This is a genomic window from Peribacillus simplex, assembly GCF_030123325.1.
Lineage (GTDB): Bacteria > Bacillota > Bacilli > Bacillales > DSM-1321 > Peribacillus > Peribacillus simplex_D.
Map to the genome: position 1 here is coordinate 3780512 of NZ_CP126106.1, position 26111 is coordinate 3806622.

Consider the following 26111-nt stretch of genomic DNA (forward strand, 5'->3'; position numbering starts at 1 on the left):
TCTCTTATGAAGGCCGTTATCTTAGGTCCTTCCTCCTGCTTCATTTTATTAACAATAAAGCGCGGAAAAACGTTCAGAAGGCATGCTAAATCTCTTCTGAACGCTTTTCATCTCTCTGCATTATTCAGTTTCACTGCCACCGAACCATTTTAATATTAATTTTTCCATTTCACCATTTTCCATCATTTTTTTCAACTCGGCATTGAATTCTTCAGTTAACTTGCTTCCTTTTTGGAAAGCGATTGCCGAACCGGCATCTTGTTCACCGGACGTGATCACATGGCCCACCAATTCTTTATTATCTTTCAAGTAGCCTTTTGCCACAGTATCTTCCATGATCACGGCATCAAAACGTCCTGTTGACATTTCTTGAACAACCTCAGGAATACGATTCCGTTTTTCAACTTTCATCCCGATATCTTGGGATTTATTCAAGTCATTTGCCAATGTCTCCTGAATGGATGCAAGCTGTACGCCTACGGTTTTCCCTTTTAAATCTTCAACAGTTTTGATTTTACTGTCCTTTGTCGTGATGATCATGTTTTTAGCTGTATAGTAAATATCACTGAAATCGACTGATTGCTCACGTTTTGCTGTTGGCGTCATTCCAGAGATAACGAAATCGACCGATTTATTTTCCAGAGCAGGCACAAGACTATTAAAGTCAATGTCCTTCACTTGAACTTCATAACCTAATTTTTTTCCGATTGCTTTAGCGATATCGATGTCAAATCCTTTGATTTCATCACTCTTAGATGTTTCAACATATTCAAATGGCGGATAATCCGCAGATGTTCCCATTACCAGAACCTTTTTGTCCTCTGTACCAGCTGTGTCCTTATCTTCTTTCCCGGATGTTCCGCATGCTGCTAAAATACCTACTAATAAAACAGAAGTAAGCAACAATGCTAACTGCTTTTTCAACTTCATTATTATTCCTCCAAAATGATATTTTCAATTCTCTTGTTATTGAATTAGGTTTAGTTAAAATTTGAATAACTAATATTCATACACTAATGTGTATTTTAACACACTCTTATAATTATTCAATAACGTAAATAATAGATTTATTTTTCAGAATATTGCTATAATTTTATTTCTAAGTTTCGCGCTTTAAACTCCAATGGGAAGATATCGGCATCCTTATCTATCTTCTTTCCTAAATGCCCCTGACTTATGCAAAATCATGAATAAAAAAAACCGCCGGATGGGCGGTTTTCAGTCCGTAGTCAAACTTCAAGAAAAGCGAGTTTGACTACGTTTTGTTTCTAAAAAAACATTCCAGTTGATTTCAGAAATCCGCTCCCTTTCCGCCGACTGTCCGCCAAGCCTCCTCGCGCAAGCGCCTGCGGGGTCTCGGCTAGACAGTAATTCGGCAGGAGTGTCGCATATTTCTTCAATCCAATAAGGATTTCATTCCCTATAAAAAAGGTAAAATTCATGAGGGATAACCATGTCTTCTTTTTATCATCATGGTTCGGGATGAGACGGATTCCGAACCCCTTTTGTCTACAAACTGACACCCGCCGATTGGGCGGGTTTTTTAGCTATAGCTATGGCTATGGACTTACACTTCTTCACAATATTGATCGAAGTAGTCTTGTAATTTTTCTACTACAGACATCGGGTGGTGCCCTTCAATTTCATGACGCTCTATCATGGTGATGATTTTTCCATCCTTCAGCAGTGCAAATGATGGGGATGACGGCGGATACCCTTCGAAATAATCACGGGCTTTTTCCGTCGCCTCTTTATCTTGCCCAGCAAAAACGGTTACAAGCTGATCTGGGCGTTTATCATTATGGATTGCATGAGCAGCTGCAGGTCTAGCAATTCCCCCAGCGCAGCCACAAACGGAGTTTACCATGACAAGTGTCGTTCCTTTTTGTGCAAATACTTCCTCTACTTCCTCGGGAGTGGTCAATTCTGTATATCCAGCAGTCTTTATCTCATCGCGAGCCTGTTTGACTACGTCGTTCATTAAAAAATTAAAATCCATATTCATGGCATTTGCTCCTTCCAAGTTTTCTCTTCAATCCTATCATAACAATTGCCACTTCGTGATTCAATAAATTTACCTGTTAAACCGCAGAAACCGTTCAGAACATGTTTAAAACGAAATAGAAGCGGGAATCATGTGTGAGACAACAAGACTTGCAAAAGGATGGGGCATGCTTAGAAGACATTCCACGCATGCCCCATGCTATTTCTTTTTTAATTTGATTTAAATGTTTCTGTAAAAGATTGAAAGGCCTGCTTAACAGCAGCAGTGACCGTTTTATTCCCTGACATCACTTGATTCTCGAGTATAGGTAGAAGACCTTTGACAGTTTCATTTTTATAAAACATCGTTTTAAGCTGGTGATCAATCAATGAATAAAGCCACTCCTTAGATTGCATTCTTCTCCGTTCCTGAAAAACACCCGATTCCTTGGTCATATCGGAAAATTCATTCAATACATCCCAAAGCTCAGGGATTCCTTTACCGGTTATGGCAGAACAAGCATATGCCTTTCCTGCCCATCCCTTTGTTGCTGGCTGAAGGAAGTGCAAGATTCTGCTATATTCGGACTTCGTCCTAATAGCCAGCGGAATGTTCTCTCCGTCGGCTTTATTGACCACAATTCCGTCGACAAGTTCCAGAATCCCTTTTTTCATCCCTTGTAATTCATCTCCGGCACCCGTTAGGACGAGGAGCATGAAGAAGTCGACCATACTTCGAACTATAGCTTCACTCTGACCGACACCGACAGTTTCTATCAGTATCACATCGAATCCTGCCGCTTCACAAAGCAACATCGTTTCCCTCGTTTTGCGGTGAACTCCGCCCAGAGTGCCTTCGGATGGTGAGGGTCTTATGAAGGCATGGGGGTTTCTTGCCAGTTCCTCCATCCTTGTCTTATCACCTAGTATACTACCGCCATTGATTGAAGAGCTTGGATCGACGGCTAGAACGGCAACCTTATGGCCCCTGTCACATAAGTAGGTTCCGAACGTCTCGATAAAGGTACTTTTTCCGGCACCGGGCACTCCGGAAATCCCGATGCGAATCGAGTTCCCTGTATGAGGTAGGATGGCATGCAATAATTCCTGTGCATGATCCAAGTGGTGGGATGCATTGCTTTCAACCAATGTAATCCCTTTAGCTAGCTTAGCCCTGTCCCCTTTTATGATTCCCTCTTTAAGTTCATGGACCGGTATGTTTACATTATGTTTTTTGACGAATTTGCTTTTTGAAGGTTTGTTTTGGCTGGCAGTTAATTCCACACCTGGCTTCAATGAAGATGCAAAACCTTCCTGATTGTTAAGATCGACCCATTCCGGCTTCTTGTCTTCACTCATTATTGGGCCACTTCCTCATATCCGAGGCGATTGTATATTTCCTGAAGCACTTTCTTCGCTGCCTGTGGAATGACCGTACCAGGTCCAAAAATGGCTGTAGCCCCATTTTCCAATAGGTAATCATAATCCTGTACAGGGATGACGCCACCTACGATCACTATAATGTCCTCACGGCCCAAGTTCTTCAGTTCAGTCATGAGCTGCGGCAACAAAGTTTTATGGCCGGCAGCAAGCGAACTCATTCCGACTACATGCACATCATTTTCCACGGCCTGGATGGCGGTTTCTTTCGGTGTTTGGAATAATGGACCGATATCGACATCATAGCCTAAATCCGCAAACCCCGTTCCTACTACTTTAGCTCCGCGATCATGACCATCCTGGCCCATTTTAGCCATTAACAAACGCGGTCTTCTTCCTTCATTTTCAAGGAACTCTTCCGTCATGCGGACGACTTCCTCAATTTCCGCTTCTTTTGAGTATGCCGAGCTATATACGCCGCTGATGGAACGGATTGTTGCTTTGTGACGTCCAGCCACCTCTTCGATCGCATCGGATATTTCACCTAATGAAGCCCGGACTCTTGCAGCTTGGACAGCCAGTTCAAGAAGGTTACCTTCGCCAGTTCTGGCTGCCATGGATAGCGCTTGAAGAGCTTCATCCACCTTTGCCTGATCACGTTTCGCTTTTAATTCGCTCAAACGCTTAAGCTGACTTTCGCGAACCACCGTATTATCAATCTCCAGTATTTCAATAGGATCTTCTTTTTTCAAACGATACTTATTGACGCCTACGATCGTTTCAACTTGAGAATCGATTTTAGCCTGACGCTTTGCAGCTGCTTCCTCGATCCTCATTTTTGGAAGGCCCGTTTCAATTGCCTTCGCCATTCCGCCGAGACCTTCGATTTCTTCTATGTGAGCCCAAGCCCGTTCGATTAATTCATTTGTGAGCGATTCTACATAGTATGAACCCGCCCATGGATCGATCACTTTTGTGATCCCGGTTTCCTCCTGCAGATATAGCTGTGTGTTACGTGCAATGCGTGCCGAGAAATCAGTTGGCAGGGCAATGGCCTCATCCAATGCGTTTGTATGCAGGGACTGTGTATGCCCAAGTGCAGCCGCATGCGCTTCAATAAGGGTCCTTGCGACATTGTTAAACGGATCCTGCTCGGAGAGGCTCCAGCCGGAGGTTTGTGAATGCGTCCTCAATGCCATCGCTTTATTATTCTTCGGTTCGAATTGTTTCATCAGTTTGGACCAAATGAAGCGAGCTGCCCTCATTTTCGCCACTTCCATGAAATAGTTCATTCCTACAGCCCAGAAGAATGACAGGCGTGGTGCAAATTTATCGATATCAATACCTGCTTTCATTCCGGTACGTGCATACTCAAGCCCATCCGCCAAAGTATAGGCAAGTTCGATATCAGCCGGCGCCCCCGCTTCTTGCAGATGATAGCCGGAGATGGAAATGGAATTGAACTTGGGCATATATTTGGATGTATACTCAAATATATCAGCTATGATTTTCATGGACATTTCAGGTGGGTAGATATACGTATTCCGAACCATGTATTCCTTTAAGATGTCATTTTGGATCGTGCCTGAAAGCTTATCCTGTGTTACGCCTTGTTCTTCAGCTGTGACGATATAAAATGCAAGGATGGGTAATACAGCACCATTCATCGTCATTGACACGGACATCTGATCAAGCGGAATGCCGTCAAACAGGATTTTCATGTCAAGAATGGAATCAATGGCAACTCCCGCCTTCCCCACATCACCGACAACACGTGGATGATCGGAGTCATAACCGCGGTGTGTAGCTAAATCAAAAGCAACTGAGAGCCCTTTTTGCCCCATAGCCAGATTACGCCTGTAAAACGCATTGGATTCCTCGGCAGTCGAAAACCCTGCATACTGGCGTACCGTCCAAGGACGATTGACATACATGGAAGGATAGGGCCCTCTTGTAAAAGGAGCGATGCCTGGCACACTTTCCATATGCTCCAAATCGCGATTATCTTCCTCAACATAAAGCGGTTTGATTTTTATTTGTTCGTTGGTTTCAAACAGAAGATCCTCCATGTTTTTCCCAACTGCTTTTTCGGCTTCCTTTTTCCATGCTTCCACCGTACCTTTAATCTCTGACTTAGCAGGATTTATAGCAGAAAAATTCGGTCTTTTCATTTCAGTTCACCCCTAGCTTCTGCAACAATTCCGATAAAATGGATATTGCATTCGTTTTAACATGGATAAAATCCTTGACTCCTGCTTCACTTAGTGTAATCTCCAATTCTTCTTTTTGCTTGCCGGCACAATAAATGGTGATTTCAGGGAATTGCTTTTTAATTTCTTTAATGGTGACTGGCGCTAATTCCGAATAGTCAGCATCACTGCCGCAAACACAATAGATAGGGAGCTTGGTCGCAGCTACATAATCGACTGCTTCCTCAATGGTTTGACACCCCTTGCTGCCGATTGTTTCAATACCACCTGCTGCGGCAAGACTTTTAAAGAAATCTGCACGAGGTTTATAGGATTTGAGATCTTTCAAATTAATCAAACCGATAGTTGGAGTGGTTCCACTTATTTCTTTATACTTTTCACTGCGTATTCTTATCTGTTCGAACTGAATGGATACCCGATCCAAGTCAAGTGGGGTAATGCCGACCGGCTTCTCGACTTTCATATATGACACATGGTTATTCCGTGTCGGGGTTTTAATCTTATCAGCGGGATTCGGATATACATTCGTTCCGATGATACTTTCTTTTCTGCAAGCCGCATTTTGAACTCTTCCTTGATAAACTTCAGCTATTTCTGTCTGAAGGGTGCCTTGTTTAATTAGCTCAAGAATCCCTCCAGCTGCATCGATTTCAAGGAATTTCGCCCAAGCCTTTTCAGCCAATTCATCCGTTAGTTGCTCAACATACCATGAACCGCCAGCAGGATCGACCACTGTTGTGATATTTGTTTCTTCTTTTAAAATCAAGTGTGTGTTACGGGCAATCCTTTCTGAAAAATCATCGGTTTCACCAGTTGCGTGTGTGAATGGATGAATTTGAAGATATTGAATGCCTCCAATAGCTGCAGCGAAAGCTTGGTTTGTGGTCCGAAGAATATTGACATGCTGATCATAAAGCGTTTCAGTCAACTCGGAAGTAACGGCATGTATCGCCATTTTAAAATGGTCCGCCGCTGTATCGAAAGCTTCTGCAAGACCTGCCCAAAGCCTTCTGGCAGCCCGCAGTTTAGCGATGGACATGAAGTAATTTGAATCCAAAGCAAAAGAGAATACCATTTTTTCGGAAACCGAGGCAATGGAGAGCCCTTGTTTTTCACCCTCCAATAGATATTGGACGGCAGCCGATAATCCGTAAGCTATTTCTTGTACGGCATTAGCTCCCCCATTATGGTAGACTGCCGTATTAATCAAAATTGTTTTTAAATCCCTGCCTACATTCTGATAATCTTGGATTGTCTTCAGCCAGTCTGCAAAATAGTTATCCGTATCTTCTGGCAGCTGACCGCAAATGAGCCATTCTGCAATGGGATCTTCAGCAATAACGCCTGTCAATTGGGCATTTTGAGCTTCGGCAACAGCTTTGAATTGAGGGAATAATCCTTTTTGTTTCCCCTTAAGGTCAATGAAAACCGGGATTTCTTTTAATGGGATATCCTTAAACAATTTTTCTGCCCTTGCTCCCTCGGCAAGCAATCGTGCAGGGTATGCCACGACATTTTGACCACGTTTGAATGAAGCCTTCATCTTTTCATTTGCTTCTTCGGCTGTGATACCGCTTACAGGTTGAACGACAAGCCAAGGTTTTTCATGATATCCCGTTGGGGACGTTCCTCGGGTGAAAGGGAAAAATCCTGGTAATTCAGCTGCTTTTTCCGGTGAATCCGCCTTTTCTGTATAGAGCGGATATAAAGTGATGCCCTCATATGTATTCGTTTTTAATTTTTCTACACTTTTCCCTTTTAAACTTGCTTCCGCAGCTTCTTTCCACTCTTCAAAAGAAGGCTTCGGAAAGGTTATGTTTTTTACATCTTTCAGTTCCATCTGTAATCGCTTTCTTATCTCCTGCCGCCTCATACGCCCTGTCCTTTCTTTGGGAGAACGAACGCTCAGTCAGTTTTGGATAAGAAAACCACCCTCCCGTCAATTTAATCTGGATTATACTAACATTCTACCATAATTTTCTTGAAATTTAAGACAATAGAAATTAGTAAATCTGTTATTTGGGAAACCACTAGCCTATTTCACTTTTTTTAAATCAAGTACAGCCCCTGATCTGTATTAGAACAGCTCTTAATAAAATAATAGCAAAAATAAAATATTTGTCGATGTTTTTCTACGAAAAGAGAAAGGACAGGGTCTAAACTTTGGCAATCGACTTCGGCATAGCAGTGATGATTCAAGAACCACCTACTTCACCATAGTTATGGTTTCTATCAATTTTTTTTAAAAAAGGTGATTGGAATGGGAGTGCGAGACTTTAGCGGGTATAGTGCGTCCAAGGAAATACCACACAGGCGCCAAAGAGCGCCGAGGGCGGACCCACCCGGAAAATCGAGTGCCTGGAGTTCCAACCATCGTACAAATTGTACCAATCTAAAAAAATGTAGGCAAACTCGATTTTCATCGAGTTTGCCTACATTCTGAAGGGATGACCTTCCGGCCTTCCTTTTCTTCATTTTAGTATATGGAAGTGTTATCTTTGGAAATCTTTTCGATGATTTCTTTAACCCTTGCAAGGAATCGTCCACATACCAGTCCGTCCAAAACACGATGATCAAGTGATAAACAGAGATTCACCATATCTCGTACGGCAATCATGTCATTTATGACCACTGGACGTTTTACAATCGTTTCAACTTGTAAAATGGCCGCCTGTGGATGATTGATGATTCCCATGGACTGGACAGAACCGAATGAGCCAGTGTTATTAACAGTGAACGTACCACCTTGCATATCCTCTGCTTTTAACTTACCCGCCTTCACTTTGGATGCGAGTTCCTGTATCTCCCTTGCTATACCTTTGATTGATTTTTCATCTGCATTTTTAATGACCGGTACAAATAAGGCATCTTCGGTTGCAACGGCTATTGATATATTGATTTCTTTTTTTTGTATGATTTTTTCGCCTGCCCACATCGAATTGAGCTCTGGAAATTCCGTAAGGGCTTGAGCAACCGCTTTTACGAAAAAGGCAAAGTACGTTAAATTATAGCCTTCTTTTTGTTTAAAGTCGGATTTAAGATTATCACGCAACTTCACCATATTGCTTGCGTCAACTTCCACCATCGTCCAAGCATGCGGAATGTCGTGCTTACTTTTCAACATATTGGACGCAATTGCCTTACGGATGCCGGTAACAGGTATTTCCTTGTCACCAGCAGCAGTCGGCACATTAGGTACTGGATTGGTTCGACGAATAACTTGAGTGGCGGTCTCTTCAGGAGCCGATTCGGATATTGCGGCAGGCTCATCCGCCTTAGGAAGATTCCCTGATTCAACAAGTTTCAGTAAATCTTTACGGGTGATCCGTCCCTCATTCCCCGTTCCTTTAACTTTTGTAAGATCGATTCCATGCTCCTGGGAAAGTTTTAACACAGCTGGCGAATAGCGAGCTTTCCTTGATGGTTCGGCCGACGCTTGCTGCACATCTCTTGTAACAGGTGCATTAACATTTTCCTCACTATGAGAAACTTGCCCCGCATTTTCGTTATCCGTCTTTGCCGCTTCAACTTCAATCGAGCAAATGACTTCCCCGACTGCCAATGTTTGATTCTCATCCGCCTTCAATTCCTTGATGATGCCGGTGAAGGAAGAAGGAACCTCAGCATTTACTTTATCCGTCATCACTTCAGCTAGCGGGTCGTATTTCGTGACATGATCCCCAGGCTTCACAAGCCATTTACTGATGGTTCCCTCTGTGACACTTTCGCCTAGTTGAGGCATCTTCATTAATTCCATAGCCATAATTCTTTCCTCCTTCTTAACAGTCATTAATACTCGGCCAATTCCCTCATTGCTTTTTCCACTTTATCAGGGTTCACCATAAATTGCTTTTCCATCGTAGGCGCATATGGCATGGCAGGTACATCAGGTCCGGCCAAACGTTTTACAGGGGCATCCAAATCAAAAAGGCAATGCTCGGCAATGATGGCTGCGACCTCACTCATGATGCTTCCTTCTTTATTATCTTCCGTGACCAGCAATACTTTCCCCGTTTTAGAAGCTGCTTCTATGATAGCATCCTTATCTAAAGGGTAGACCGTACGCAAGTCAAGAACATGTGCAGAAATTCCATCTGCAGCTAATTTTTCTGCTGCCTGAAGGGCAAAATGCACACAAAGGCCATAGGAGATGACAGTAATGTCTTCCCCTTCCCTTTTCACTTCCGCCTTACCGATGGGAAGTACATAATCTTCAGTGGGCACCTCACCCTTGATCAAGCGGTATGCGCGTTTATGTTCAAAGAAAAGCACTGGGTCTTCATCGCGAATGGCAGCTTTAAGCAAACCCTTTACATCATAAGGAGTGGAAGGCATCACAATTTTCAAGCCCGGCTGATTGGCAAAGATTGCTTCAACCGATTGTGAATGATAAAGAGCTCCATGGATCCCTCCTCCATACGGGGCACGGATAACCATAGGACAGCTCCAGTCATTATTAGAACGGTATCTAATTTTGGCTGCCTCTGAAACGATTTGGTTAATGGCAGGCATGATGAAATCAGCAAATTGCATCTCAGCTATCGGCCGAAGTCCATACATGGCGGCTCCAATTCCCACTCCTGCAATTGCAGATTCAGCGAGCGGGGTATCGATGACCCTGGCTTCACCGAATTGGTCGTATAAACCATTAGTGGCTTTAAAGACCCCACCTTTTTTTCCTACATCCTCTCCCAATACGAATACACGGGAATCACGTTCCATCTCTTCCCTCATTGCCATTGTCACGGCATCTATATAAGAAATCACTGGCATTCTATTACCCCCTTACTTTTGTGCATACACATGATTCATAGCACTTTCAGCCTTCGGATATGGAGCATTCTCAGCATAATCGGTTGCTTCGTTTACTATCTTCATGACTTCATCATTCATTTGTTTTTCAAGGTCATCATCCATGATTCCCACTTCTTTTAAATACGCTCCAAATGTCATTATGGAATCCTTCGTTTTGGCTTCGGCCACTTCGTCCGCAGTCCGGTAGCTTCGGTCATCATCATCACTTGAATGAGGTGTGAGCCTGTATGAAACGGTTTCTACAAGAGTTGGGCCTTCACCCCTACGTGCACGGTCAGCCGCTTCTTTCACCGCTGCATACACTTCCAATGGATCATTGCCATCCACCGTTATACCAGGCATCCCATAGCCAATTGCCCTGTCGGAAACATTTTCACAAGATAGCTGTTTCTCAATAGGAACTGAAATCGCATATTTATTATTTTCACACATGAAAATGACCGGTAGCTTGTGCACACCTGCAAAGTTGGCCCCTTCATGAAAATCGCCCTGATTGGATGAACCTTCCCCAAACGTTACGAATGTTACCAAATCCTTACCTTCCATCTTCCCTGCAAGGGCAATCCCGACAGCATGCGGGACCTGTGTCGTTACAGGCGATGAACCAGTGACGATCCTATTTTTCTTTTGACCAAAATGACCAGGCATTTGGCGCCCGCCGGAATTGGGATCTTCCTCTTTCGCGAAACCTGAAAGCATCAAGTCTTTTGCGGTCATTCCAAAGGTAAGCACCACACCGACATCCCGATAATAAGGCAGTACATAATCCTTTTGCCGATCAAGCGCAAACGCAGCCCCAACCTGTGCAGCTTCTTGCCCCTGGCAGGAAATCACGAAGGGAATTTTCCCGGATCGGTTTAAAAGCCACATGCGCTCATCAATTCTGCGGGACAAAAGCATTGTCCGGTACATATCTAAAACCGTTTCCTCATTTAAGCCTAATTGTTCATGACGTTTTTCTACCATCATAAAACCTCCTGACCTTATTCTTTATGAATGAATGGCACGTCCATCGACAGCAAGGGCCGCCTCTCCGATTGCTTCAGATAGACTTGGGTGCGGATGAATTGTCTTGCCTATTTCCCAAGGTGTCGCATCAAGCACTTTTGCAAGTCCCGCTTCTGAAATCATATCCGTAACATGTGGTCCGATCATATGAACGCCCAGTATATCATCCGTTCTCTTATCTGCGATGATTTTGACAAAGCCATCCGCTTCCCCGAAAACAAGGGCCTTACCAACTGCACGGAATGGGAATTTCCCAATTTTAAGGTCATAACCTTCCTTGTTTGCCTGTTCTTCCGTCAACCCGACACTTGCAGCTTCAGGGCTTGAATACACACATTTTGAAATGAGCGAATAATCCAGCCGTTCCGGTTTTTGGCCTGCGATATGTTCAACTGCCGTAATACCTTCATGGGAGGCAACGTGAGCCAATTGCAGACCGCCAATACAATCACCGATTGCATAGATATGTGATTCCTTCGTTTGGAAGAAGTCATTGGTTTCAATAAAACCTTTATCTTTCACAATTTCCGTATTTTCAAGGCCGATCCCTTCAACATTTGCTGATCTGCCTACGGAAACCAGCATTTTTTCAGCTGTGAATTCCTCTACCGAACCTTTGACTTCTGCAGAAATGGAAACTGAAACATCCGTTTTCAGGGTTTCAGGCAATACCTTGGCACCTGTAACGAATTTGACGCCTTTTTTCGTTAGGAGACGAAGCATTTCACTGGAAATATCATGGTCCTCAGTCGGGATGATTCTATCTGCATATTCAAGTACTGTCACTTCCACACCAAAATCATTGAGCATCGAAGCCCATTCAATGCCGATAACTCCACCGCCTACAATAATCATTGATTTTGGCAGGCTCTCAAGCTTTAGAGCTTCATCCGATGTAAGCACAAATTCTCCATCAATCGTTAAACCGGGCAGTGTCTTCGGACGCGAACCGGTGGCAATGATGATGTTCTGAGGAATGAGCATTTCATTTTCACTGCCATTATTCATTTCCACGGAAATTGTCCCAGGCATCGGTGAAAATATGGAAGGACCAAGTATACGCCCTAACCCTTCATAAACCGTTATCTTTCCTTGTTTCATCAAATGCTGAACACCTTTATAGAGTTGATCGACCACTTTATTCTTTCTTTCCTGCACCTTAAGGAAGTCTACCTTCACATCCCCGGTAACAATACCGAATTCCTCACTTTTCACTGCAGTCTGATAAACTTCCGCACTCCTTAAAAGTGCTTTCGAAGGGATACAGCCTTTATGTAGACACGTTCCGCCGAGCTTGCCTTTCTCCACGACAGCCGTTTTCAATCCTAATTGAGCAGCCCTTATTGCCGCCACATACCCGCCTGTTCCTCCTCCGAGGATAACGAGGTCAAATTCTTCAGCCAAAACCACTCCTCCTCACGAATACATACTATTTGTCACCATTTTTACTTGCCATATGTTTATTACGTTATCCATGTTGAAAATTCCTGTGTTTATTTAAAAAAACACAGGAATCTATATCTTGTAAATTACATTCATTTTCTTCCATTCAAGATATGTTTTTCATTTTGCAAGAATTGGCTCCTTGAATTCCTCATGCGAGCAATTCGCTCCTCTGCCATCCTATCCGCTGCTTTATAAGTTGGGATTTGATCACGTTTTGCAATCTCGATGACTCTTTCAATTGTATCATAAACCGTTTCCACTTTCTTAAGGGCTCTTTCCCGATTATATCCTAAAAGCTCATCGGCCACGTTTATGACTCCACCTGCATTAATTACATAGTCTGGAGCATATATAATGCCTTTTTCATGAATTTGATCGCCATGAACAGGTTCCTTTAATTGATTATTGGCCGCACCTGCAATGACCTTCGCCTTGATTTGATTGATTGTATGATCATTTATGACAGCCCCTAATGCACAAGGTGCATAGATATCACAGTCGACTCCATAAATTTCATCAGGATCAACTGCAGTCGCCCCAAAGGATTCAACCGCACGGGCCACGCTTTCTTTATTGATATCCGTAACGATAAGCTTGGCGCCCTCCTCATGAAGGTGACGGCATAAGTTATAAGAAACGTTCCCGACGCCTTGGACCGCAACCACCTTGCCTTCTAAGGAATCAGTTCCGAATGCCTCTTTTGCAGCAGCTTTCATACCGCGATATACACCATATGCAGTTACAGGGGAAGGATTGCCCGAAGAACCGAATGCAGGGGAAATCCCAGTGACAAAATCCGTCTCCTCATGAATGAGGTCCATATCCTCAACCGTTGTACCTACATCCTCCGCTGTTATATAACGCCCATTCAGCCCTTGGATATACCTTCCGAATGCACGGAACATTTCTTCATTTTTATCCTTACGGGGATCGCCGATGATGACGGTTTTTCCCCCGCCTAAATTCAAGCCGGCAGCTGCGTTCTTATATGTCATTCCTCTTGAAAGCCTTAAGGCATCTTCAATGGCATCTTCTTCAGATGCATACGTCCACATCCTAGTGCCTCCAAGCGCAGGCCCTAATGTCGTATCATGAATGGCAATAATCGCTTTCAAACCCGATTGTTTATCCTGACAGAATAACAATTGCTCGTAATCATACTTCTCAAGATATTTAAAAATTTCCATAAAGGAATCCTCCCTAGATGTTTTAATACATGTCAGATATGAGACACTGAATTACTACTCATTCTTACTTGTTACTACGTTCATTTTAAATAAAATTCGCTACTAGCATGATATTTTCCCCATGGGGAATGGTTCCCTTGAAAAGATCCATGCATTTTTAAATATGCAAATAACATGCCACTAAAATACATAATGCGAGCCTTTATATCCAAATAAAGGAGATGCTGGTTAATATGATGGGCAACTATAGCCTATAACAAATTCAAAAAAATTTCATGTTAGAAGTGGAGTCTCGCTTAAATTAAAATAAATCAGAAAATTCCGCGCAGTTTTTTTCATAGTACGCAATTATTTGCGTGCAAGAATTTTCACAGTTTTAGTTTTTCCATTTTGTAATATAGATTTCTAACTGAAATCCCCAGCGCTTTTGCCGTAAGTGTTTTATTTCCCTTGTGGGTAAGGAACGCTTGCTGAATGATTTCGGCTTCATACTGGTCTATTATCTCCGAGAGCGGTTTCCCCGATACGTAGCCAGAAGGCTTCATTATTAATTTCTCCTGTTTTAATGGAATCTCTTCGATAAAATCCGGTATATGATGAATATCAATGACCGTCTCGTTCAATTTCATGAAAATGATTGCCCGTCCTAAGATATTTTCCAGTTCCCTCACATTACCCGGCCAGTTGTAAATTTGCATTTTATGTATAGCTGCTGCTGTAATTCCCTCTATGCTCCGTCCATACTCCTGATTGATTTTATTAATCAAATGCTCCGCCAATTCTCTCAAATCTTCTTTTCTCTTTCTTAATGGTGCAATGAAAATAGGCATGCGGTTCAACCTGAAATACAAGTCTTCCCTGAATGATCCGTTTGCGATGGCCTGTTCAAGATTGATATTCGTAGCGGCTATGACCCGTACATTGATGGGGATCGGCTTCGTCCCCCCCACTCTGATGATTTCCTTTTCTTGTAATACCCGAAGTAATTTTGCTTGGATGTTGGCTGGCAATTCACCAATTTCGTCCAAAAAGATACTCCCTTGATTTGCCTCTTCAAAAAAACCGACCTTTCCGCCCCTGCTTGCCCCAGTAAAGGCCCCCTCATCATAACCGAACAGTTCACTTTCAAGTAATGAATCCGAGATGGCCGCACAATTTACCCGTACGAATTTATTGAATTTCCTATCGCTCGCATTATGTATGGCATGAGCAAATAACTCTTTGCCAGTCCCTGATTCCCCTCTTAATAAGACAGTAGCAGGTGTTCTTGCAGATAATTTCGCCTGTTCAATGGGAAGCTTCATCTCTTCGGAAGCCCCAATTATATCATCAAAAGAATATTTAGCCTGCAATGTCCGGATAATCTGTCTTGCCCGATTCAGTTCGTGGGTCAAGGCTTGAATTTCCGATACATCATGAATGACGCCAACGCTCCCTTTCAGGCATCCATCCACAATGATTGGAGCAACATTCACGATCACTTCCTTATGTTTTGGGCCGACACGCATATTGACACCCCGAACAGGCTTTTTTGTCTGAAGCACTTTCATATGCATACTTTCACCTTCGTAAATATCGATGGAAGCCGGCTTACCGATCACTTGGGTCTTTGTTAAGCCGGTGATTCTTGTATATGCCGGATTAATCAAAAGCCCCCTGCCTTGATCATCCACAACGGATATGGCTTCATCACTGGATTGAATGATCGCCTGGAGCATCGTCTGTATCTCTTTTAAATCAGTGATCTGCTCTGCCAATTGTACAGCTTCCGTTTTATTCCTGAACACGGAAAAGGCCCCTATGATTTCTTTATCGGCATTCACAAGAGGTATCCTTGTCGTTATAAGTTCCATCCCATTGCTAAGGGTGATTTCCTGATTTACTTCTTTTTGGTTCGTTTGCATCACTCGCAGCAATCCAGTTGAAGGGATGAAATCTTTAATATGCCTGCCTATCACATCTTCGCGCTTTGTGTCAGATGCACGTTCCGCACTATCATTGAACATGATGATGAATCCTTCATGATCAATCACCACCATCCCTTCACTGGTCGTATTAAGGATCAAGTCCATTTTTGCCGAGGTATTCTCCAATTTACTTATTAAACGATTTTTCTCTTCAAACAACTTAGTCATAATGAGGGCGACACTTCCAGGAATGAGAATCGTTTGTTCGCCCATGTCCCTTTTTATCTTTTTATAGACAGATGGGTCTCCGGTCGTATCAAAAATGATGTCCAAATCCCGCTCCAATCCCATGCTCCAATCAGTCACCGTAGGAATCCTTCGCTCCTTTGCAGCAAGCATCCCTTCAGCGGATTCATTCGTATCAGCCATACAAACAATGGAGAATACTTCACTTTCCGATAGGAGTTTCAACACGGTTGTCCCTCCCACTCCTCCACCTACTATCATGACCTTTTGCATGAGCCATCCCCCTTAAAATATAATGATCCCTTTTAATAGATCATTCCCTGCAATTTTTTTCATACTCGAACCATTTTACCATATCTGTTCCCTTTAAAAACAGCCACCAACTCCCAGTCATTATCTAGATTCCCGAAACTTGACAAATAATTTATATCCTTTATCATTTTTTAAAGACGGAATTTTCGGAAGGGATTTGACCGCATGAAACGTTTAATCGCTTTTTTGATTCTTTTTATACCCGGTGCCTTTGCTGCCTATGGCATAAAAATAATGAGGGACATGGTGTTCGGTATTTTACAGCCTCCCTATCCATTCCTTTGGCTGCAATTTTTAATCGGACTGCTCATTACGATTGGCGGAATAGCCTTTATCGCCGGCTTCATCCTTCATCGAGACCGAAAACAAAATAAGGTCCAAAGCAGGTTCAATAAATTTTAAACATAATTAAAAGGTGCCATATATCATATGGCACCTTCTTTCTTTATCTTGATTTCAATCCTTCTCTGATCCGTACGGCTGCCTCGGGAAAATCGGTTATGATGCCGCTGCATCCCAGTTTGAATAACCGCTTCATATCGGCTTCTTCATTAATGGTATATGGCCGTACAGGAACACCCATACTCACCGATGCTTGAATTAGCGCATCAGGGGCAGCCCGGATATTTGGGTGAATTGCACTTCCGCCTATTGCCTTGGCATATATCCACGGCATGTATAGACCATCCCTATAAAGCGGTGCTGTTTCCAATTCAGGTGCCAATTGGTGGCAATTGACCAAACTATAATGATTGAAGGAAGAAAGGATCACCCTTTCCTCCATTTCGTAAGTACGGATGAGCCGGATGACTTTCTCTTCTAAGCCTGGATACAGAAAAAGCGTATTTTTCAATTCAATATTGCAAAAAAGCTGATTATCGTAAAGCCAAATAAATAGTTCTTCAAGCGTCGGAATCTTTTCTTTTCCCCATTTACCCTTATGGTTTGCGGAAGCATTAAGTGTTTTCAACTCCATCAAGGTCCGGTCTTTTACATACCCCGAGGCATTCGTTGTCCGATCGAGCTTTTCATCGTGAATGATGACCACTTCTCCATCTTTCGAGAGCTGGACATCCGTTTCAATTCCGTCCGCTCCGACACGGGCAGCTTCTTTGAACGCCGACATCGTATTTTCCGGATGTGTTCCTGCAGAGCCTCGATGCGCAAAGATTAAGGTCATGATGAAACGCCGCCTCTCTCTATTATTGTTATATCCCAATTTTATGAACAGAAACAGCAAATTATTTTCATCTAGATCAATCCTTCAATCAAAATGCAGGTGATTATTTTCTGCATAGAATGTTCCTTTCGTCAAAACACTCAATTTCTTTTCCAGGCTTTTTATTTGCAAGCGGGTATCCGGGAAGGCCATTGGGCTTTTCAGCCAAACAAAAACGCCTTTTATTTATGGGATTTCCTTCAAAATCCAATAAATAAAAGGCGTTTAATTTTTTTTAACCGGCATAAAAAATTTGAAGTTGCCGATTAGAAAAAATCAAGAAGCAACTTCTTCCTGTCCTTTACCTCCAGACGGAGAGTTCCTATTTATATTTAGCGGCTCTAGCCTTTATATGGTCAATTGTTCCTTACAACCGGTTTGCCCCTATCCCTGTCAAGAAGCTTTATGTTCGAGGCGCAGCTTATCGGCAACCATGGCAATGAATTCGGAATTTGTAGGTTTTGCCTTAGTCATGCTTACGGTATATCCGAAAAGAGATGATATGGATTCTATATTTCCACGGCTCCAGGCCACTTCAATCGCATGCCGGATAGCACGTTCAACACGGCTGGCCGTAGTATTGTATTTTTTTGCGATATCCGGATATAAAACTTTGGTGATAGAACCCAATAGTTCAATATCATTATATACCATTGATATCGCTTCCCTTAAATACAAATAGCCCTTAATATGTGCAGGCACTCCAATCTCGTGAATGATGCTCGTGATGCTGGCATCGAGGTTCTTCGGCTTGGATTCATTTTGGGGACGATAGCTAAATTGACTATGATTTTTTAAAACCGCCTGCCCTTTACCGCTTACCTGACGTATATGATTGGCCAGATTTTCCATATCGAATGGTTTCAGGATAAAGTAAGACGCACCCAAATCAACAGCTTTTTTCGTTACATCTTCTTGACCAAAGGCAGGAAGCATAATCACATTAGGCATAGCACCCCGTTTTACTTCACGAAGTTTTTCTAGTACACCTAATCCATCTAAATGAGGCATGATAATATCGAGGATCAATATATCCGGATCAACGCTTTCAAGCATCCCCAGGCAATCTTGACCGTTATGTGCCACCCCAATTACTTCCATGTCTTCCTGTGCAGAAATGTATTCTTCCAGAAGGCCAACAAGTTCTCTATTATCATCTACAACGCACACCTTAATTTTTTTCACGCTTGATTTCCTCCTCAACTACAATTGGTCTTTTTTTCTATATGACTAAATTCTATTGTAATTGAACTTTTCGACAATGGAAACTAAATTCCTTTTATTTTTGAAAAAATATAAGGAATTCAATATTATTCTCCGGATATCTCTTGTTTTCGACTTCGTTTGCTATTCGAATAAAGCGATTGTCGAAAAATCTTCATATCGTTATCATTTTATCATACCATTTTAAAAAAACCTCTATTTTTTGAAGAAATCAAATTTAATTCCTACCTAAAACCTATGTTAACCTAACTTTCCATTAAAAAGGGGCATCCCAAAGGATACCCGGATTCTTAGCTTGCCTTTTCATAATTATTTTTGTCGTATATATTTATACCGGCTTCGTTTAACATCCATTCGATATGGACTCCATACCCACTTGTAGGATCATTAACGAATACATGGGTGACTGCACCGATTAATTTCCCATTTTGTATGATAGGACTGCCGCTCATACCTTGAACGATCCCACCTGTTTTTTGCAGTAATTCTTTATCCGTCACTTTTAAGACCATTCCTTTAATTGCAGGAAACTTCTGTGGTATGGAACTGACGATTTCGACATCGAATTCCTCCACTTCAGAACCATCCACCACTGTAAGGATTTTTGCCGGTCCTTCCTTTACCTCATGGGAAAGGGTGATGGGGAGTGGCTTATCGTTAATTCCATTTTTAAAATCTTGATTTAATTTCCCAAAAATTCCAAAGGGACTATTGCGATTGATATTTCCTATTTTTTCTTTATTAGAAGAAAAGCGTGCCAATTTTTCTCCGGGATCACCATTGCTTCCCTTTTCGATGGATGTGACCGTCGATTGAACAATCTGTCCGTCCTTAACAACAATCGGCTTTTTTGTATCCATATCGGATATGACATGTCCCAACGCCCCATATTTTTTTGAATCCGGGTGATAAAACGTCATCGTTCCGATGCCAGCTGCCGAATCACGGATATACAAACCCAATTTGTAAGTTCCTTCATTCTTATCTTTTAGAGGTAATAGGGTACTGTGGAGCACTTCGTTATCACGGTTAATGACAAGATTCAACGCCTCACCCTTTTCGCCTGCCTGCTGAACAAAAGGGGTTACATCCCCCATCTTCTTTATCGTCTGACCATTGATTTCTGTAATAATATCACCGATTTCAATTTTCGCTTTTTCTCCCGGTGATTTTTTCCCCTGCGCAGTATCAATAAGATGATGACCTACTACGAGCACCCCAAGAGTATTAAGCTTCACTCCAATTGATTGGCCACCAGGCATGACTTTAAAGTCTTTTAACACCCTGATGTCGACCTTTTTGGCAGGCAAGCCTGCTACATCGAGTAACACTTCATTCGTACCTGGTTTCTCAGCACCAAGCGTAATCGAGGCTTGTTCATCATGAAGGGAAAATCCATCACTGGATCCCGAAGTTTTTGCAGAAACAGGCAATGATTTGGAAATACTATATTGACTTCCTTCAAATAGTACAAGATGATTTGGAATTAAAAAATATTCACGAGTTGGCTGGTATAACCCTAATGTTAATAGCGAAACAAGGAGAATTCCACCGATGATCCTGTTTATCCATATAAATTTCAATCCATTCACTCTCCTCGCTCTCTGAAACTTAATGGCTACACCTTTAATTTAGCCCTCATGACAGTCATTTATAACAGGTGCAAAAAATAAAAGCTATCCGTTTTTGGATAGCTTTACAATGAATGCTTATGATTAGTTTAATTAATCTTCTTATCGGCCCTTCAAGATGTAATTTTCAGCCTTTTGGCAAGCTGGATTAATTCATTGGCATGTTGTTTCGTCAAATCCGTTATCTCCACTCCTGAAATCATCCTGCCAATTTCTTTTATTTTTTCAGTTTCAATTAACGGCTTTACCGAAGTATTCGTGCGTCCGGCCCTTACATTTTTCGCTATGAAAAGGTGAGTATCCGCCATAGCTGCCACCTGTGGCAAATGGGATATGCAAAGTACTTGTGATCCAGTTGCCACTTTATAGATCTTTTCGGCAATGGATTGCGCAACCCTTCCGCTCACACCTGTGTCCACTTCATCAAATATAATGGAAGTTATGCCTTGGTGCTTGGAGAATATGCTTTTCAATGCCAGCATGATCCTCGACAGTTCACCACCAGATGCAATTTTAGAAAGAGGTTTTAATGGTTCACCTGGATTGGTGGAAATATAAAATTCCATTGAATCCAGTCCTGACTGATTGATGCCCCTATCTGACAATTCATCGAAAGTATAGGCCGTTTGAAGGAAATGTGGTTCGAAAATTGTCTTTTCCATGTATAAATCTTTTAATTCCTGATGAATCTTTTTGGTTAGCTGCTGAGCGAATTTCTGGCGAAGTTCAGACAGATTCTTTGCTTCGACAATTAAATCTGCCTTGATGGATTTCATTTCCTTTTCAAGCTTCGCTATATGGGTTTCCCTATTTTGCAGTTTTTCGACTTCTTCTTCGATAGCGGCCCCATATTCCAGGATTTCCTCGATGGTCCGCCCGTATTTACGTTTTAATTGATTTATTTCATTAAGGCGACTTTCAATGAATTCCACTCGCTCTGTATCATAATCCAAAGAGTCTAATTGGTCACGGATGTTAGACACGGCCTCTTCAAGCAGGAAGTAGCTATTTGAAACGGTTTCAGAGCTGCTCTTTAAACCTTCATCAAGCCCTGCCGCTTCCTCCAAATTATTCATGGCTACGGAAAGCCAATCAATTGCATGCTGCTCACCATTTAAAGCATTATAACTGGTTTGGAGCGCTTCATGGATTTTTTCGAAATTATTAATTTTCTTCCGCTCTTCCATCAATTCTTCATCTTCGCGTAATTTCAAATCAGCTTTTTGGATTTCATCGAATTGAAATTGAATCAAATCAAGGCGGTGGACCATTTGCTGTTCATTTTGGCTCAAACCATTCAATTGTTTAGAAGCGGTTTCATAACGTTTATATAGCTTTTGGTATTCAGTGAGTGCAGATGCGATTTTTTCACCGCCGAATTGATCGAGCAGTGGAAGATGGAGTCGTTCGTCCATTAATTCCTGATGTTCATGCTGACCATGGATATCTATCAACGTCCGTCCTATCTCACGTAAGGTGGAAATCGTTACAAGCTTTCCATTTACCCTGCAAACGCTTTTGCCGCTCAGTGAGATATCCCTTCGAAGTATCGCCATCCCATCATTCATATCGATGCCAAACTCTTCCGCTTTGGCAAAGACCGGGTGTTTTTCATCTTCAATTTGGAATAATCCTTCTATTTCAGCCTTCGACTCACCATGCCGAATGAACTCTGCAGAACCACGTCCCCCAACCAAAAGATGAACGGCATCTATTATGATTGACTTCCCTGCCCCTGTTTCTCCTGTCAAGACCGTCAAGCCTTTCTCAAATGAAACGGACAGGCTGTCTATGATCGCAAAATTCCTAATCGATAGTTCTGTTAACAAACTAGGTCACCTCACAACATTATTAGAGCATGTCCAAGAATTTGCCGGAAATGATCTTTGCATCTTCCTCAGAACGGCAGATGATTAAACAAGTATCGTCGCCGCCGATCGTCCCGAGTATTTCTTGCCAATTTAAATTATCAATCAATGCACAGATTGCCTGGGCATTACCTGGGAGCATCTTCATAACCAGTAAATTGTTGGCGGAGTCAATGCGTACAAATGCATCGACAAGGATTCTCTTTAATTTTTGAAGTGGATTGAAACGTTGGTCGGCCGGCAGACTGTATTTATACCTTCCATCCGTTAAAGGAACTTTTACAAGGTGAAGCTCTTTAATATCCCTGGAAACAGTGGCTTGAGTCACATTGTATCCAGCTAATTTCAATTCTTCAACTAACTCATCCTGGGTTTCGATATCATTATTCGTTATAATGTCCCTTATTTTTATATGTCGTTGTCCTTTATTCATAAGTAGAAGCACCTCTTCTCAACTGTTGCTCATTTAATGGTAATGGCATCACTTTCATTTCTTACTTAAGCAGGCTGTCCCAATACGGGATTGCTTCGGTCATCAGTACGTGCAAATAGGCCGCTTGTGAAAGTGGCTAATATTAATGTTATCGGATTTTTATGCAATTGTACAACTTTTTCTCTAAAAATGAATACAAGTCTATTATTCGTACTTACCTATTTTATATATCCAGCGATAAATGATTCAAGTCATGACGCACAATGTATAGTTAAAAAGCTCCTTTAGCCAACCATTCAGCCAAAGGAGCACATACAAAGTTCTAGCTATTCTTTTTTAAATTGGGCATGGGCCTCTCCAACGATGTCATCAACCGTTTTCGAAAGCAATATCGCTCCATCTTCCTTCGTACCTTGCCAGTGTAAATGAAGTAAGAATTCAATATTTCCATCACCGCCGGTAATCGGTGAGAAGGAGGCATCCTTAATATCATAGCCCTCCTTTAAAGAAAAAGAAATGATCTTATCCAACACTTGTTTATGGATTTTGGGATCACGAACAATCCCCTTTTTACCCACTTGATCCTTCCCAGCTTCGAATTGCGGTTTAACTAAGGCAACGACATCACTATTCGGGACGAGCAAGGTCTTTAACACCGGTAAAATTAACGTAAGCGAGATGAAAGAAACATCAATGCTTGCAAAGTTTGGCATCTCCCCATCGAGATCGGCGGGTGTAACATAACGGAAATTGGTCCGTTCCATTACTTTTACCCGCTCATCCTGCCTAAGCTTCCAGGCAAGTTGATTATAGCCGACATCAAGCGCATAAGACATTTTGGCGCCATTTTGCAAAGCACAATCCGTGAACCCACCAGTTGATGATCCTATATCAAGCAGTATTTTTCCATTCACCTGTAAATCAAATTCCCTTAATGCCTTTTCAAGTTTAAGACCGCCTCTTGAAACGTAAGGCATGACTTTTCCTTTGATCGTAAATTCGAGATCGACCGGCACTTTTTCCCCCGGTTTCTCATACCTTTCTTCATTCGCGTAGACAAGGCCTGCCATAACCATACGTTTCGCTTTTTCACGTGTATCGGCCAAGCCTTGTTCTACAAGTAATACATCCACTCTTTCTTTCATTACTTTCATATTGTCAGGCCCTTTTTTCTTTTTTGGGTGTTATCATTTTAATCTTTTTGATTGCTGTCTCAGTCGTTAAACCGATTTCTTCAAGAAGTTCATCGACACTTCCATGTTCAATGAAATAATCAGGTATTCCCATTCGATCTATAATTGCCCCATAAAATCCTTGATCATGAGCATATTCAAGTACTGAGCTACCAAAACCACCTTGAAGAACCGCTTCTTCTATTGTCAAGATTGGCATTTTTTCACCAAGGAGACTGCTTAGCATGTTCTCATCCAAAGGCTTAATGAACCGGGCATTGATCACCTTGACTGAATAATCCTCTTTCTCCAGCAGTTCTGCCGCTTCAAGAGCCATGGGAATAGTTGTTCCGAACGTTAAGATGGCAGCATCCGTTCCTTCTTTAAGAACTTCCCACGAACCGATTGGAATCTGCTTTAAATCGGTATCCATCACAACTCCCCAACCATTTCCACGAGGGAAACGCATAGCAATCGGACCATCATTATATTTTAAGGCTGTATTGACCATATGCTGACCTTCGTTTTCATCTTTAGGCATCATTAACACCATATTCGGAACATGGCGTAAGAAAGCAATATCGAAAACGCCTTGATGCGTTTCACCATCGGAACCAACCAATCCAGCACGATCGATCCCTATGAATACGTTCAAATTTTGACGGCAGATATCATGAACGACCTGGTCATAAGCTCTTTGCAGGAAGGTTGAATATATGGCCAGGAAAGGTTTCATTTTTTGCGTTGCCAATCCTGCAGCAAAAGTTGCAGCATGCTGCTCGGCAATCCCTACATCATAGAAACGCTCTGGGAACTCTTGAGAAAAGCCCACCAACTTCGATCCTACGGGCATTGCAGGTGTAATCGCGACAATCCGCTCATCTTCACGAGCTAGCCTGCTGACAGTATCGCTTACAAGAGCGCTCCACGCAGGACCTTTACTAGGGGATTTCACGAAATCGCCAGTCTCGATCTTATATGGGCCTGTCCCATGCCAGTTCCCTGTTGTATCCAATTCGGCAGGTGAGTATCCTTTGCCTTTTTTCGTGATGACATGCAGCAGTACAGGTCCCTTCGTTTTCTTGGCATATCTTAAATTCTCCAGTAATTCTTCATAATTATGACCATCCACTGGTCCAAGGTATGTGAAACCAAGCTCTTCGAAGAAGATTCCTGAGACTAATAAGTACTTCATGCTATCCTTCAAGCGTTCAGCTGTAGCTGCAAGTTTACCACCGACTGCAGGAATTTTTTTCAAAAGCAGCTCCAATTCATCTTTTGCCCAGTTATATTTACCTGCTGTCCGCAATCTTCCCAATATCGTGTGTAATGCACCTACGTTAGGGGCTATGGACATTTCATTATCATTCAGGATAACGATCATGTCCTTTTTTTCATCACCGATATGATTCAACGCTTCAAGCGCCATTCCGCCTGTTAGTGCACCGTCCCCGATTACAGGCAAAATAAAACTGCTTTCACCCTTGATATCACGGGCAGCCGCCATTCCCATTGCAGCTGAAAGGGAAGTCGAACTGTGACCTGTTTCCCAAACATCATGGGGGCTTTCAATCATTTTTGGAAAACCGCAAAGACCTTTATATTTCTTTAAGGTGTCGAACTCTCCTGCCCTGCCAGTCAGGATTTTATGGACATAGGATTGATGTCCGACATCCCATAAGATTTTATCATTCGGACTGTCGAATTCTTTATGCAAGGCTATAGTCAACTCGACGACACCCAAATTGGGCCCAATATGCCCACCGGTCACCGATAATTTTTCCACAAGGAATTTACGTACTTCCACACTTAACTCGACAAGTTCTTCATTATTCATCTTCTTCAAAAAAGAAGGGTCTTTTATAGATAGAAGATCCAAACAGGACCACTCACTTTCTGTAATTTTCGGTTGTAAGCATAAACAAAGCCTCATTAATGAGGACTATGGCTGACTAGACCGAAAAATTGGTTTTAAGTTAAAAAATAGCCGCCAACACCCAGGTGATTTCGGCGGCTTATTATACCTATTTTATCACGTATTTCAATAAAAAAATTCATTTTGATTTTCAC

Annotated in this window: 19 protein-coding genes; 1 reads left to right on the plus strand and 18 read right to left on the minus strand. The window is 42.3% G+C overall.

Features of this window, described 5'->3' with window-relative positions; translation table 11 throughout:
- Positions 1 to 120: 120 nt before the first annotated feature.
- The 11 genes from QNH43_RS17860 to QNH43_RS17910 all read right to left on the minus strand — a co-directional run bounded on the left by QNH43_RS17860 (position 121) and on the right by QNH43_RS17910 (position 16455).
- Positions 121 to 924 carry a transporter substrate-binding domain-containing protein gene (locus tag QNH43_RS17860; RefSeq protein ID WP_179086019.1) on the minus strand — a complete coding sequence of 268 codons (804 nt, stop codon included), beginning with the start codon at positions 922 to 924 and terminating at the stop codon, positions 121 to 123.
- Positions 925 to 1567: 643 nt separating this feature from the next.
- The gene (locus QNH43_RS17865; protein ID WP_034308239.1) at positions 1568 to 2005 is read right to left on the minus strand and encodes a BrxA/BrxB family bacilliredoxin; all 438 of its coding nucleotides are present in this window, start codon (positions 2003 to 2005) and stop codon (positions 1568 to 1570) included.
- 209 nt (positions 2006 to 2214) lie between these two features.
- Positions 2215 to 3342, minus strand: coding sequence for a methylmalonyl Co-A mutase-associated GTPase MeaB (gene meaB / locus QNH43_RS17870; RefSeq protein WP_283915128.1), 1128 nt, complete (start codon positions 3340 to 3342; stop codon positions 2215 to 2217).
- Positions 3342 to 5534: a methylmalonyl-CoA mutase gene (gene scpA, locus QNH43_RS17875; protein WP_283915129.1), complete on the minus strand. Its 2193-nt coding sequence runs from the start codon at positions 5532 to 5534 to the stop codon at positions 3342 to 3344. The genes meaB and scpA overlap by 1 nt, the downstream gene beginning before the upstream one ends.
- A gap of 1 nt (position 5535) precedes the next feature.
- Positions 5536 to 7413, minus strand: coding sequence for a methylmalonyl-CoA mutase family protein (locus QNH43_RS17880; RefSeq protein WP_283915130.1), 1878 nt, complete (start codon positions 7411 to 7413; stop codon positions 5536 to 5538).
- Between the two features lie 636 nt (positions 7414 to 8049).
- Entirely contained in the window at positions 8050 to 9336 is a 1287-nt protein-coding gene (locus tag QNH43_RS17885; RefSeq protein ID WP_283915131.1) for a dihydrolipoamide acetyltransferase family protein, read from the minus strand.
- Between the two features lie 26 nt (positions 9337 to 9362).
- Positions 9363 to 10346 carry an alpha-ketoacid dehydrogenase subunit beta gene (locus QNH43_RS17890; RefSeq protein ID WP_098369855.1) on the minus strand — a complete coding sequence of 328 codons (984 nt, stop codon included), beginning with the start codon at positions 10344 to 10346 and terminating at the stop codon, positions 9363 to 9365.
- Between the two features lie 12 nt (positions 10347 to 10358).
- The gene (locus QNH43_RS17895) at positions 10359 to 11354 is read right to left on the minus strand and encodes a thiamine pyrophosphate-dependent dehydrogenase E1 component subunit alpha (protein WP_048679300.1); all 996 of its coding nucleotides are present in this window, start codon (positions 11352 to 11354) and stop codon (positions 10359 to 10361) included.
- Positions 11355 to 11378: 24 nt separating this feature from the next.
- Complete coding sequence (gene lpdA, locus QNH43_RS17900) at positions 11379 to 12800, minus strand: dihydrolipoyl dehydrogenase (RefSeq protein ID WP_283915132.1); 1422 nt, start codon at positions 12798 to 12800, stop codon at positions 11379 to 11381.
- Between the two features lie 131 nt (positions 12801 to 12931).
- Complete coding sequence (gene bcd, locus QNH43_RS17905) at positions 12932 to 14029, minus strand: branched-chain amino acid dehydrogenase (RefSeq protein ID WP_076365445.1); 1098 nt, start codon at positions 14027 to 14029, stop codon at positions 12932 to 12934.
- A 368-nt stretch (positions 14030 to 14397) separates the two neighbouring features.
- Positions 14398 to 16455, minus strand: coding sequence for a sigma-54 interaction domain-containing protein (locus QNH43_RS17910; RefSeq protein ID WP_283915133.1), 2058 nt, complete (start codon positions 16453 to 16455; stop codon positions 14398 to 14400).
- A 204-nt stretch (positions 16456 to 16659) separates the two neighbouring features.
- Between QNH43_RS17910 and QNH43_RS17915 the strand changes: the two genes are divergently transcribed.
- Positions 16660 to 16896 carry a DUF2627 domain-containing protein gene (locus QNH43_RS17915; protein WP_076365441.1) on the plus strand — a complete coding sequence of 79 codons (237 nt, stop codon included), beginning with the start codon at positions 16660 to 16662 and terminating at the stop codon, positions 16894 to 16896.
- A gap of 43 nt (positions 16897 to 16939) precedes the next feature.
- Here QNH43_RS17915 and QNH43_RS17920 read toward each other — a convergent pair whose 3' ends face one another.
- The 7 genes from QNH43_RS17920 to dxs all read right to left on the minus strand — a co-directional run bounded on the left by QNH43_RS17920 (position 16940) and on the right by dxs (position 25920).
- Positions 16940 to 17674 carry a glycerophosphodiester phosphodiesterase gene (locus QNH43_RS17920; RefSeq protein WP_283915134.1) on the minus strand — a complete coding sequence of 245 codons (735 nt, stop codon included), beginning with the start codon at positions 17672 to 17674 and terminating at the stop codon, positions 16940 to 16942.
- Positions 17675 to 18106: 432 nt separating this feature from the next.
- Positions 18107 to 18898 carry a sporulation transcription factor Spo0A gene (gene spo0A, locus QNH43_RS17925; RefSeq protein ID WP_283915135.1) on the minus strand — a complete coding sequence of 264 codons (792 nt, stop codon included), beginning with the start codon at positions 18896 to 18898 and terminating at the stop codon, positions 18107 to 18109.
- A gap of 329 nt (positions 18899 to 19227) precedes the next feature.
- On the minus strand, positions 19228 to 20520 hold the full coding sequence (gene spoIVB, locus QNH43_RS17930) for a SpoIVB peptidase (RefSeq protein WP_283915136.1): 1293 nt from the start codon (positions 20518 to 20520) through the stop codon (positions 19228 to 19230).
- A gap of 161 nt (positions 20521 to 20681) precedes the next feature.
- Positions 20682 to 22397 carry a DNA repair protein RecN gene (gene recN, locus QNH43_RS17935; RefSeq protein ID WP_283915137.1) on the minus strand — a complete coding sequence of 572 codons (1716 nt, stop codon included), beginning with the start codon at positions 22395 to 22397 and terminating at the stop codon, positions 20682 to 20684.
- Positions 22398 to 22419: 22 nt separating this feature from the next.
- Entirely contained in the window at positions 22420 to 22869 is a 450-nt protein-coding gene (gene ahrC, locus QNH43_RS17940; protein WP_034308279.1) for a transcriptional regulator AhrC/ArgR, read from the minus strand.
- A 326-nt stretch (positions 22870 to 23195) separates the two neighbouring features.
- Complete coding sequence (locus QNH43_RS17945) at positions 23196 to 24023, minus strand: TlyA family RNA methyltransferase (protein ID WP_283915138.1); 828 nt, start codon at positions 24021 to 24023, stop codon at positions 23196 to 23198.
- 4 nt (positions 24024 to 24027) lie between these two features.
- Positions 24028 to 25920, minus strand: coding sequence for a 1-deoxy-D-xylulose-5-phosphate synthase (gene dxs, locus QNH43_RS17950; RefSeq protein ID WP_076365431.1), 1893 nt, complete (start codon positions 25918 to 25920; stop codon positions 24028 to 24030).
- Positions 25921 to 26111: the final 191 nt, after the last annotated feature.